Raw genomic sequence first — 11,254 nt, forward strand, 5'->3', positions numbered from 1 at the left:
GGGAAACAGGAGGGACTGCAACAGAAAATGATACAGAGAAAGATGACAAAACCAGTCCAAGTTGGGTCCGTCACGGTCGGCGGAGGATCATCGATTGTCATACAATCGATGACTAATACTGATACACGTGATGTCTCCAAATCGCTGGCTCAGATTCATGCCTTGGCGGAAGCCGGTTGTGAAATCGTGCGTCTTGCAGTATTAGATGGGGATGCAGCCAAGGCTTTAGGCGAGATTGCGACTAAGAGCCCACTCCCTGTGATTGCAGACATCCACTTTGATTACCGACTTGCTCTTCTGGCGGTTGAACAGGGGATCCATGGCTTGCGGCTTAATCCAGGAAATATTGGGGCACGCTGGAAAGTTCAAGAGGTTGTTCGCGCTGTGAAAGAACAACAGATTCCCATCCGAATAGGGGTGAACGCTGGGTCCCTAGAAAAAGAACTACTCGAAAAATATCAAGGCCCCACTGCCGAAGGAATGATTGAAAGTGCCTTAGGACATATTCGATTACTTGAAGAAGAAGGCTATGATAAAATAAAAGTTTCCTTAAAAGCTTCTACAGTCCCTCTGATGCTTGATGCTTATCGGAAGATGAATGAGGTGGTTGATTACCCACTGCATTTAGGGGTAACAGAAGCAGGGACGGTAAGCTCAGGCGTCGTAAAGTCGGCAATCGGGATTGGGACACTCCTTGCCGAAGGGATTGGAGATACGATACGAGTGTCGCTCACGGGAGATCCCGTCCGTGAAATTCCAGTTGCTCTGGAAATTCTGCGTGTTCTCAACTTAAGACAGCGTAGCGTAGAATTAATCAGTTGCCCGACCTGTGGGCGTACTCAGGTCGATCTGGCCTTACTCGCAGAAAAGGTTGAGTTGCGTTTAGCTCAACTTCCGCCGCTGGACAAGCCCTTGAAGGTCGCTGTTATGGGATGTGCGGTCAACGGACCAGGGGAGGCCCGTGAAGCTGACTATGGGATCGCAGGCGGAAAAGGAATGGGGCTTTTGTTTCGAAGAGGAGAGGTCATAGCTCGCCTTCCGGAAGAGGAATTACTAGCAGCTTTGCTATGCGAAATCGAAGAGTATGTTCGAGATCATGGCAGGGGTTAATAAAGGTAGGGGCAATTCATGAATTGCCCCTACAAAGAACAGATTAGAAAGGAATGTAGATCATGCTCGTCAGTCAACTATTAAATCCTACACTTCGTGAGGTTCCAGCTGAAGCTGAAGTTATTAGCCATCAATTGATGGTTAGGGCCGGCTTAATACGTAAGTCAGCATCTGGGTTTTATACTCTTCTGCCCTTAGGATTGAGGGTTTTAAGGAAGATTGAAACTATCGTGCGTGAGGAAATGGATGCTAAAGGTGGGCAAGAAATCCTGATGCCGATTATGCAACCTGCTGAATTATGGAAAGAGAGCGGACGCTGGGATGTCTACGGGGCAGAACTTTTTCGTTTGAAAGATCGCCATAACCGTGAATTTTGCCTGGGGCCGACGCACGAAGAAATTATCACAGACCTTATTCGAGGGGAAGTCCGTTCTTACAAGCAACTTCCGATGCTCCTCTATCAAATACAAAATAAATATCGAGATGAACGACGCCCTCGCTTTGGCCTAATGCGTGGTCGAGAATTCCTCATGAAAGACCTTTACTCGTTTGACCGAGATGAGGCTGGCCTCCAAGAAAGTTATCAAAAAATGTACGATGCATACTGTCGGATCTTTTCCCGTTGTGGTTTATCCTATCGACCCGTCGAGGCAGATGCCGGAGCAATTGGGGGAACAGGTGGGACCCACGAATTTATGGTATTAGCCGATTCTGGAGAAAATTCTGTGGTTTATTGTTCTGGGTGCGATTATGCTGCCAATACGGAAAAGTCGGAATGTCGCCCCCAAGTCATTGATGATATCTCCCCTGAAGGACAAACCAAACTGGTCGCTACTCCGGGTGTTAAGACCATCAACGAAGTCTGTGAACATTTAACGGTCCTCCCAAGTACTCTAGTGAAATCGTTGCTTTATCAAGGAGATGAGAAAACGTTCTTAGTGTTGATTCGTGGAGATCGCACCTTGAATGAAATTAAATTAAATAATGCCTTAGGAGGATTCGTGTCCCTGCAACTGGCCGCCCCTGAGCAAGTGGAGAAGATTTTAGGGTGTGGACCGGGTTCGGTCGGTCCAATTGAGGTTCCCGAAGGGCTTATGGTCGTTGCTGATCAGGAAATCCCTTTAATGAAAAGGGCTGTATGTGGAGCGAACAAAACGGGTTATCATTATGTCGATGTCGTTCCTAGTCGTGATTTTCGTTTAGACCAAGTTTTTGATTTGAGAATGGTGGAGCTTGGAGAAGCTTGTCTTAAATGTGGAGCACCACTTAAGGAGGCAAGGGGAATTGAAGTAGGCCAAGTTTTCAAGTTGGGAACAAAGTATAGTAAAGCCTTTGGGGCGACCTTTCTCGATGAAAATGGAGAAGAGAAATGTTGTGTCATGGGTTGCTATGGTATTGGGGTTACCCGTTCAATAGCAGCTGCAATTGAACAGAACCATGATGACTTTGGGATTATTTGGCCCATGCCGATTGCTCCGTATCACTGTATCATTATTCCAGCGAGTACTAAAGATGTTCAAGTCGTGGAAACAGCCCAAAAACTGTACCAGGAACTCCAGCGCCTAGGCGTGGAAGTAGTACTTGACGATCGAGATGAACGTGCTGGGGTTAAATTTAAGGATGCCGATTTGGTAGGATATCCGATTAGGGTAACCCTAGGAAGCAAAACCCTAGCTAATGGTCAGGTTGAACTTAAAGACCGAAAAACAAACGATACACAACTTGTTTTGGTGAAGGATGTTGCTCGACAGGTAAAGGCTATGATACAACAGGCTTTACAGTATTAGTTTTTTGTGTACTCTGGTTGAAGTGGATATGCGGAGAATTAGACAGAAGTTGCCTAATTTCTAGGGGGGAGGGACACAACTCTCAATATTTGAGGTTGTGTCCCTCCCTTACGTTGTTGGAATAGTGACTAAAAATGAGGGATAATTACCTTCTACCCTGATGGCATTATGACGGATCGACCGGTAAAAATTGAGTAGTGTTTAAAATTTGTAGTTCCATCTATCCAAGATTCGGAAATTATCTGAACTTCTTCTTCATCATCGTCTTGATCTTGATCATCTAAAATCGGACAGGTTATTTTAACAATAAATTTTTCTTCAAGGGGATTGCCCCCTAATACTCTAAACATCAGAGTAGCTACGTCGGCTGGCAAATCCTGTAACTCCTTCTGACTAAATGGCACATCAGGTCTGATCGCTAAAGTACCAACAAATGATGGTTTAACATTACCTGATAGGAGAACTGTCCCAACCCTTGTAGTAAGAGTAGCCACAGGTCGTTTGGTTTTAGCCCTGTTATTATACAATACAAACTTATGATTTCCTTCACACTCTGGTACTGGTACTGGTTCAACCGTTAAAAACCTACCCCTAGTGTTTCTGACCCCAAAATCTTCTAATTCCTCGATCAAAGTAAACCCTCCTCTCTAACTTTGGCTTAAAACCTCTGTAGCAACTAGTGGAGCACTAGTAGAGGATCACTCGTTGCTACAAAAGATAAAGTTTTAAGCTTTCACACTGGCTAAAAGAATTCTTTACTCAATTTACACTTCGACTTTCTTCTTTGGGTTGGAAACGACTATGCCCAAACCATCAAAGAGATAGTAGAGTCCGAAGCCATACCATACGGTGTACAGAAGGTAGAAGCTGAGCAGGAAGGCCAGACTAGATTTATTCTCACTTACTTTCTTTATTTCAATTCCGTAGTAGTTGTAAGCCGGTTCAAGGGCCTTTTGCTGGACTTTGACCAAGTCAAATTCTTGTGGAAACTGGGATTTGGCTTTCAGTGCAGCGTCAATTTTCTTTAAGGAATTGTTCCAGTTATTGGTTGCTTCACGGCCATCGTAACCATATTTTGTTTCCAATGCTTTACTATCATTGTGATACATGAAATCGCTGTCAGCCACTACGGCACCTAGAATTTTGCCAAAATCTCCGTCGATAGTCACTGAAGCTTCTTTAACTGTCACAGTGGCACCGGCTGTAGTGTACAATTTGCCCCATTTTACGGCGTCTGCGGTCGAAGAAGCCTTAACGGTGAGGTTGATGTTTGTTCCCTTTTGACCATCCGCAACTTTTTGAGCGTCCTTGATAAGATAGGCTGAGCCCTTAGATAAAGAGTTAAACATATCATCGGCGTATTGCAGACCATTCCTGCCGTTACCAAAGTTGGGGGACATCATTCCGACGTAGCACAGTATAAAGCTTGCAATCATGATAATACCAATTGTGAACGTCTTTTTGTTTCGAACTGTACTCATTGGGTAACACCTCCTTTGGTTACTTCAAGATCATTATCTTCAGCAGACTCGGCCCGGAGCTTTGGTATATTAACGATAAATGTGCCGATGATCCAGATGCCGAAGACGGAAACTAAGCCGAAGAATAACCATACTCCTATCTTGGTGATTAACGCGCCTGAGGCAGCAGGCAGAGTGATATAGCCCATTTGTGTTAATTTCTCAGGCAGAGCAAATAGTCTGTTTATAAAACCCGCCAGAATGGCAATTGCGTAAAAGGCCTTAATCTGCGTACCAGGGACCACCTTAGTGGTGATCGCGCCTATTTGAATGCCGAATAGTGAACCCAACAGCATACCCATAGCTAATGTGTAGAACACATAGCCGTAGATAGCGTACTGTGCAATTGAACCGTAACCAGCTGTGAAGATAATTTGGAATATATCGGTGCCTACAGTGGTTCCGGTGGAGATCCCCAGTCCGTATACAAACATTGGGAAAGTAACGAAACCGCCGCCTACACCAAGTATTGAAGCTAATAGGCCCGTTACACCTCCGCAAAGTGCTACAAAGACGCCGGATATTCTTCTTCCACCTGGGACTACGTTCTCATCAAATTTTATCATGGGAGCAAGGTTCATGGATTGCAACTTAACTCCAAGGGCTGTCATTTTCTCTGGGCCGCAGTGAACGTCTTCACCCTTAGGAACACTTTTCCTTGTACTAATAAACTCGCCCAGAGCGAAGATGCCCAGGAATCCCAGCAGAACAACGTATATTGAACTTATTACGAAATCGCTCATTATGGGGTTAAAATTATATAATGCACGATTTATTGCACCACCGCCTGTGACCCCCAGCCCAGAACCGACTAAAAAGGCGATGGCTAGACCTGCATGAACATTACCCATCTTCTTGTGCAGGGTGGTACCCATGATTGCCTTAGCAAAGATGTGAAACATGTCAGTGCCGACTGCCAATATTCCCTTTACTCCCAAGCTCATTAGAGCAGGAGTGATGACAAAGCCCCCGCCTGCTCCTATGCATCCTGTAATGAGACCAGCAATGACACCTACTGCTATAGAACCGTAAAATGTTGCCGGCGAAAAAAAGGACGGTCCAAAGGCTGCTTTACCACCGATAAAGGTCGGTAGAGTAGATGCTGCGTGGGCCATTGCCGGAATTAGTAAGGGCAGGGCCATTACGAATAATATCAATAGTTTCTTGCGACTTTTTATAATGTTTAAAGAAGTCTCAATTTCCCACTGGGCATGCGCCCTAGAGGCTTGCATAAAGGAACTGTATATCCTTTTCGTCATTACCTTTCCCTCCTTATTGATTTCTATTAATAATCCAAGCGATAGATTAGTTGTTACATAAGGCTCCCCCCCAACGGTTAATATTTAGGGAAATATAGCACAAACTTGTTTAGCTTGGTTTAGAAACACTCCCTCCTGCGCTATTTGATTAAAGGTTAGCATTAGTACCGCCCACGCGTCTATAGTCATTAGTTATGGTCTCAATGATTATACAATATGGAGATGCGCCAAAAACTAGGCCGATTTTAATAATTGTGTTGGGAAATAATCCTTGACTCAGATCGAAGTATTGATGTTTAGCTTTAGTCGGCATAAGTTTACCGGAAATCCCTTGTCCACATTGCAAAATGACTTGTAATGGTAATTTTGATTTTTTATAAAATAATAAAAAAAATTTCAAAAGCACATAGAAGATCTAACGAAAACAACTGCCGATGGTGGCCGATTCTTCATGAATGAGTGCCGCCATTGACAGTTATTTTTGTGTCTAAAGATGATATTGAGGTACAGTGTTGAATCGTTAATCAAACCAAAAATTAAAGCTATCTTTATTCTCTATAATCTTTTCCGCTATTTTTGTGCCCACAAAATGAATGTAATTTTCATAGTAATCTTGATTCCGGTCTTCTTTGTACTTCCCACTAGATGCCATGTGGCGAAGTAAAGGGATCCTGTTAGTGTTGTTTATATCAAAATTCTCCATTGATTTTATGAATTCATGACCTAATTCGGAATTTCCCCAAGACTTTGGCCCCTTTTCGGGTTTAATATCATAGACACGCCTCATAAATTCAAATGGAAAGGCGCCGAATGAAATAAGAAGCTTTGGATTATGCTCAAGAACAATTTCCCTGAACCGATCTATTTCTGCTCCTACTTGGGGCCCCCACCAATTTGCTGTTTTGGGGACTTTTGTGCTATCTTCAACAACATTCCTAAAATAAATATCGGTTGTATTAATCCTTGTATGCATTTCCCTATATACTATATCTTGTATCTCTGTTAATACGGGTGTCCAAATATAGTGGCTAACAACAGGATGTTTAGGATTAAATAATAGCCAGATCGGAAAAGTTCTTTCTCCCGACTCCCTCTTTAGCTTATCAATTAAAGGTGTATATTTATCCAATTTTCAAGACCTCCATTCTATCGTTAGACAAACAGATCCCAACTTTCCATAATTATGGTTACTACCGATAACCCATAGCGGAATAATAGTCGCAAAATCCTGCTAATCACTGGCAGTTGAAGGTTTCCCAGCCAAAGTTCAGTCGTGAGCCTGCTGCAGAAACAAATTGTAGGTTGCTTACAACTGAAGGTTAGCAGATTACAAGCACTCGGTCTATAGACATTAGATATGGTCACAATTAATTATAGCAATGAAAAGGGTGCTTGGATTTGTACTATATAAGTTCTTGGATGTACGGATTTCGTAATTCAATAAACTGGTACGACTTCTCAATGTCTAAAAACAAAGGAAGCAGGTTTGACCCTACTTCCTTGAGCATCATAAATCTTAAATCTCGTTCACTCAATCCAAATATTAAGACTGTCCTTGTTCTCGATAATCTGTTCAGCTATCTTTGTGCCTACATAATGGTAGTAACTTGCAAAATAAGTGTGATTTTCAATAAACTTATCACTCTCAGTCACACGGCGAAGTAAGGGAATTATATTCGTTTTGTTTATATCAAACTTTTCAATTGATTTTACAAATTCATCTCCTAAGGTAGAAGCACACCAATACTTTGGCCCCTTCTCAGGGCTGCTCTTGTAGGCACGCCTTACAAATTCAAATGGAAATGAACCAAAAGAAATAAGAATCCTTGGTTGATGTTCAATAATAATTTCCCTGAACTGATCTATTTCGGTAGCTACTTCAGACCCCCACCAATTTACTGTATTCGGAACTATTCTACTGTCGCTAACAGCATTCCTAATATAAATATTTGTAGTATCAATCCTTGTATGCAGCTCTCTATATAGTTTGTCCTGAATTTCTGCTAATACAAGTTTCCAAATATAGTGGCGAACAACAGGATGTTTCGGGTTAAATAATAGCCAGATTGGAAAGGTTCTTTCTCCCGACTCCCTTGGTATCTTCTCAGATAAAGGTGTATTTTTATTATAAGTTAAGTCGGACAAAATAAATTCCACCTTTCAGTATTGTTGAATATAGTGATTTACTGCAGAAAAGGATGTATATTCCTTTACATGTGAAGGATAGCACAGCTACAAGCATTGCGTCTATAACCGGAAGATATGTTCATTATCGATTTCCATGATGGCTATTCGTAGAAAACGTTTACCTCCTCCTGAAAAGCCTTAACTCAGGAAAGAATGGAATCCCGTTCGCAAGAAAGTTGGGACATCCGTTTGAAGATTATAAAATAGCAGGTTTTAGGTTCTAGTTCTAGTATATTTTAGCAAAAATTTAGATTGTAAGGTGAATCCTAAATAAATAGTGGAGTTTATAACTAAAAGTTTGCCATATGTTGCAGAGTTCCTAGGGATATGCTATATTAATATAAGGAAATTTGTAGTGTTTGTTGGAAAGGAGTGGGTTCTAACCCGCTCCTTCGTTTGTCCTAATCCTAGCGAGGTATAACTCTTGGTTATCCACGTTAGACTATAGGGTAAACGTTTTGGGTTTGAAGGAGCGATTTCTCATGAATAAATTAATAGAACAACAGATCGAGACACTCGTTGAGCCGCTCGTGAGTGAAAAGGGGCTTGAACTAGTCAATGTGGAGTACGTAAAAGAAGGTGCACATTGGTATTTGCGCCTTTATATAGATAAAGAAGGTGGCGTGGATATGGACGATTGTACCGACGTAAGCCACGCTGTGAGTGAGATGCTTGATACAAAGAATCCTATTCCCCAGGCTTACATGTTAGAAGTTTCATCTCCCGGTCTGGAACGTCCTCTTAAAAAGGAAGAGGACTTTAAACGTTTTCAGGGAAGTTTAGTTATGGTACATACCCTTTCTCAGTTTCAGGGATTTAAGAAATTCTCTGGTACTCTCGTCGGACTGATCAACGATGAAATCGTTTTAGAATATGAGAATAAGCGCGTTGCAATTCCTCGCGACTTAGTCAAGAAAACTCATTTATTACTGGATTTCTAGATCGTTATGCACAATAGAATAAGGAGGAAAATGGAAAAATGAATATGGAGTTCATCGAGGCCCTTCACGAATTAGAAAAAGGACGGGGGATTTCGGCAGAGATTCTTTTTGAGGCAATAGAGGCAGCACTGATTTCTGCATACAAGAAGAATTTCGGATCATTGCAAAATGTTCGAGTTCTTATTGATCGTTTAACCGGCGAATTTAAGGTTTATGCCCGTAAAACCGTTGTAGATATCGTGGAGGATGCTCGGACTCAAGTTAGCTTGGAGGAAGCTCGTAAACTCGATCCAAATTATGAATTTGAAGATATTGTAGAGTACGAAGTGACCCCACGTGAATTTGGGCGAATTGCTGCACAAACGGCAAAGCAGGTTGTTGTTCAGCGCATTAGAGAGGCTGAACGGGGTATGATTTATGATGAATTCGTAAACCGCGAGGGAGATATCGTCACGGGAGTGGTTCAACGATATGAACAAAAGAACGTTATCGTCGATTTGGGAAAGGTAGAAGCAGTGCTCCCTGCTCAGGAACAAATTCCAGGTGAAATCTACCAATCGTTTGATCGTATCAAGACGTATGTCGTTGAAGTTAAAAAGACAACGAAAGGCCCGCAAATCATGTTATCCCGCACGCATCCGGGTTTAATAAAGCGTCTCTTTGAGCTTGAAGTGCCGGAAATTCATGATGGGGTCGTTGAAATAAAAGGGGTTTCTCGTGAAGCGGGAGCTCGGTCAAAGATCGCCGTTTTTTCACGTGACCCGAATGTCGATCCCGTGGGAGCTTGTGTTGGGCCAAAGGGAGTTCGAGTTCAAACCATAGTGACAGAGTTAAAAGGGGAAAAAATTGATATCGTCAATTATTCAACAGATCCTCAAGAATTTGTGGCGAACGCACTTTCTCCTGCCAAGGTTGTAGAAGTTTATCCAAAGCTTAACGAGAAAGTTGCCATCGTTGTAGTTCCAGATTATCAACTTTCCTTGGCGATCGGAAAAGAGGGACAAAATGCTCGTCTAGCCGCCAAGCTTACGGGTTGGAAGATCGATATTAAGAGTGAATCTCAGGCGGTTGCCCATAATATTGTTGCTCAAGGACAAGAAGAGTATGAAAATTACGAAGAGTTCGGCGAATATGAAGAGTATTCAGAATATGATGATTATGCAAATGTAGAAGACTATCAGGAATATGAAGAAAACGGTGAGACTGATAACCGGCCGCTTAATGGAGACATTGAGAATAACGAGGACTATAACGATAATTATCCTGAATATGCTCAAGAACTGGAGTTTTCCGACAGCAGTGATAAGATAGTTACAGATGCTGCAATATCAGACGCGCAGAGTTTGAAAGGTGAAAATTTAACAGGGGATAATGAAGTACCCCTGAAGGAGAAGAAAAAGAAAGGGAAGAGGTGATGGTATGAAGACACGAAAGATTCCGATGAGGATGTGTTTGGGTTGTCAGGAGATGAAGCCAAAGAAGGAGCTTTTACGAGTGGTCAGAACTCCGGAAGGGATTGTTGAACTCGATCCTACAGGTAAGAGGAATGGACGTGGAGCATACCTTTGTCCTAACTTAATCTGCTTTCAGACTGCCGTAAAAGAACGTCGATTCCGAAAGGCTTTTGGAGTGGATGTTGATCCTGAAGTATTTTCTCATTTGGAAGGAAAGATTTCTTCGTGAATATACGTATCCAGTCACTTATTGGGATAGCACGGCGAGCAGGTAAAATTGCTTCCGGGGACGCTCAAATTGAGGCCATGGTAAAAAAAAGAAAAGGATTCCTTCTCATAATAGCGGAAGATGCTCACGGGGCACAGAAAAAGTATACACAGTGGGCTAATGATATAAAATTACCGGTATTTGTCACAGGTACGAAACTAGAATTAGGGCATTCTATAGGACTTTCGCCGCGTTCAGCAGTGCTTATTTTGGATCAAGGGTTTGCTAAAGCTATTTTACTAGCAAGGAGCTGATGCTTGGAGCGTAATGTGGGAGCCGAATATGTGGGGGTGGTTAAATGAGTATTCGTGTTCATGAATTAGCAAAAGAATTAAACTTTAGTAGTAAAGAAGTGATGACTAAACTCGTGGCTATGGGAACAGATGTGAAAAATCATTTAAGTACGGTCGATCAAAACGATGCGGACCGTCTTCGGAACCAACTGAAAGGAAAGGAGATAATTTTGGATCATTCTGAACACAATAATACTGAAGAGACAAGGCCGAAAACGTCCGAACCGATTCAAGGAGGACGGCCGAAAGAACCCCGTTTAGGAACAGAAGGGCAGCCACAAGGTCCCCGTCCAGGAATAGAAGGACGTCCACAAGGTCCCCGTCCAGGAATAGAAGGACGTCCACAAGGTCCCCGTCCAGGATATCAAGGACAACCGCAAGGTCCCCAGTCCAGGGTATCAAGGACAACCGCAAGGTCCCCGTCCAGGGTATCAA

Annotated in this window: 12 protein-coding genes; 7 read left to right on the plus strand and 5 right to left on the minus strand. The window is 42.6% G+C overall.

The genetic code is table 11. The annotated features are described in order from the left end of the window. Positions 1–30 precede the first annotated feature (30 nt). Together ispG and UF75_RS12865 are read left to right on the plus strand one after the other, a co-directional pair. Positions 31–1,110 carry a flavodoxin-dependent (E)-4-hydroxy-3-methylbut-2-enyl-diphosphate synthase gene (gene ispG, locus UF75_RS12860; protein WP_045575011.1) on the plus strand — a complete coding sequence of 360 codons (1,080 nt, stop codon included), beginning with the start codon at positions 31–33 and terminating at the stop codon, positions 1,108–1,110. A 62-nt stretch (positions 1,111–1,172) separates the two neighbouring features. Continuing rightward, a complete protein-coding gene (locus UF75_RS12865; protein ID WP_045574999.1) occupies positions 1,173–2,897 on the plus strand; it encodes a proline--tRNA ligase in 1,725 nt (574 codons plus the stop codon). Between the two features lie 152 nt (positions 2,898–3,049). Here UF75_RS12865 and UF75_RS12870 read toward each other — a convergent pair whose 3' ends face one another. From UF75_RS12870 to UF75_RS12890, 5 genes are all read right to left on the minus strand, one after another. Beyond that, complete coding sequence (locus UF75_RS12870; protein ID WP_045575000.1) at positions 3,050–3,529, minus strand: hypothetical protein; 480 nt, start codon at positions 3,527–3,529, stop codon at positions 3,050–3,052. A 132-nt stretch (positions 3,530–3,661) separates the two neighbouring features. Continuing rightward, positions 3,662–4,378, minus strand: coding sequence for a hypothetical protein (locus tag UF75_RS12875; RefSeq protein ID WP_045575001.1), 717 nt, complete (start codon positions 4,376–4,378; stop codon positions 3,662–3,664). Next, on the minus strand, positions 4,375–5,676 hold the full coding sequence (locus UF75_RS12880) for a sulfite exporter TauE/SafE family protein (RefSeq protein WP_045575002.1): 1,302 nt from the start codon (positions 5,674–5,676) through the stop codon (positions 4,375–4,377). Before UF75_RS12880 ends, UF75_RS12875 begins: the two co-directional genes overlap by 4 nt. A 520-nt stretch (positions 5,677–6,196) precedes the next feature. Continuing rightward, positions 6,197–6,805 carry a hypothetical protein gene (locus tag UF75_RS12885; RefSeq protein WP_045575003.1) on the minus strand — a complete coding sequence of 203 codons (609 nt, stop codon included), beginning with the start codon at positions 6,803–6,805 and terminating at the stop codon, positions 6,197–6,199. A gap of 398 nt (positions 6,806–7,203) precedes the next feature. Beyond that, positions 7,204–7,821 (minus strand): hypothetical protein, encoded by a 618-nt coding sequence (locus tag UF75_RS12890; protein ID WP_045575004.1) that lies wholly within the window; start codon positions 7,819–7,821, stop codon positions 7,204–7,206. 524 nt (positions 7,822–8,345) lie between these two features. On the opposite strand from UF75_RS12890, the gene rimP reads away from it, so the two are divergent. The 5 genes from rimP to UF75_RS12915 form a co-directional block, all read left to right on the plus strand. Beyond that, positions 8,346–8,804: a ribosome maturation factor RimP gene (gene rimP, locus UF75_RS12895; RefSeq protein ID WP_045575005.1), complete on the plus strand. Its 459-nt coding sequence runs from the start codon at positions 8,346–8,348 to the stop codon at positions 8,802–8,804. Positions 8,805–8,842: 38 nt separating this feature from the next. Beyond that, positions 8,843–10,219, plus strand: coding sequence for a transcription termination factor NusA (gene nusA / locus UF75_RS12900; protein ID WP_045575006.1), 1,377 nt, complete (start codon positions 8,843–8,845; stop codon positions 10,217–10,219). A 4-nt stretch (positions 10,220–10,223) separates the two neighbouring features. Further along, positions 10,224–10,487 carry a YlxR family protein gene (locus UF75_RS12905; protein ID WP_045575007.1) on the plus strand — a complete coding sequence of 88 codons (264 nt, stop codon included), beginning with the start codon at positions 10,224–10,226 and terminating at the stop codon, positions 10,485–10,487. Further along, positions 10,484–10,780, plus strand: coding sequence for a L7Ae/L30e/S12e/Gadd45 family ribosomal protein (locus tag UF75_RS12910; protein WP_045575008.1), 297 nt, complete (start codon positions 10,484–10,486; stop codon positions 10,778–10,780). The genes UF75_RS12905 and UF75_RS12910 overlap by 4 nt, the downstream gene beginning before the upstream one ends. Positions 10,781–10,824: 44 nt before the next feature. Then, on the plus strand, positions 10,825–11,254 hold a 430-nt coding region (locus UF75_RS12915), incomplete at its 3' end, for a translation initiation factor IF-2 N-terminal domain-containing protein (RefSeq protein WP_045575009.1).

The organism is Desulfosporosinus sp. I2 (assembly GCF_000960765.1).
In the GTDB taxonomy this organism is placed as follows: domain Bacteria; phylum Bacillota; class Desulfitobacteriia; order Desulfitobacteriales; family Desulfitobacteriaceae; genus Desulfosporosinus.

What these genes read in the sequence shown, in the direction of transcription:
- UF75_RS12865 (WP_045574999.1), top strand. Translation starts at nt 1,173, where the DNA reads ATGCTCGTCAGTCAACTATTAAATCCTACACTTCGTGAGGTTCCAGCT.
- UF75_RS12905 (WP_045575007.1), top strand. Translation starts at nt 10,224, where the DNA reads ATGAAGACACGAAAGATTCCGATGAGGATGTGTTTGGGTTGTCAGGAG.
- nusA (WP_045575006.1), top strand. Translation starts at nt 8,843, where the DNA reads ATGAATATGGAGTTCATCGAGGCCCTTCACGAATTAGAAAAAGGACGG.
- UF75_RS12880 (WP_045575002.1), bottom strand. Translation starts at nt 5,676, where the DNA reads ATGACGAAAAGGATATACAGTTCCTTTATGCAAGCCTCTAGGGCGCAT.
- UF75_RS12875 (WP_045575001.1), bottom strand. Translation starts at nt 4,378, where the DNA reads ATGAGTACAGTTCGAAACAAAAAGACGTTCACAATTGGTATTATCATG.
- rimP (WP_045575005.1), top strand. Translation starts at nt 8,346, where the DNA reads ATGAATAAATTAATAGAACAACAGATCGAGACACTCGTTGAGCCGCTC.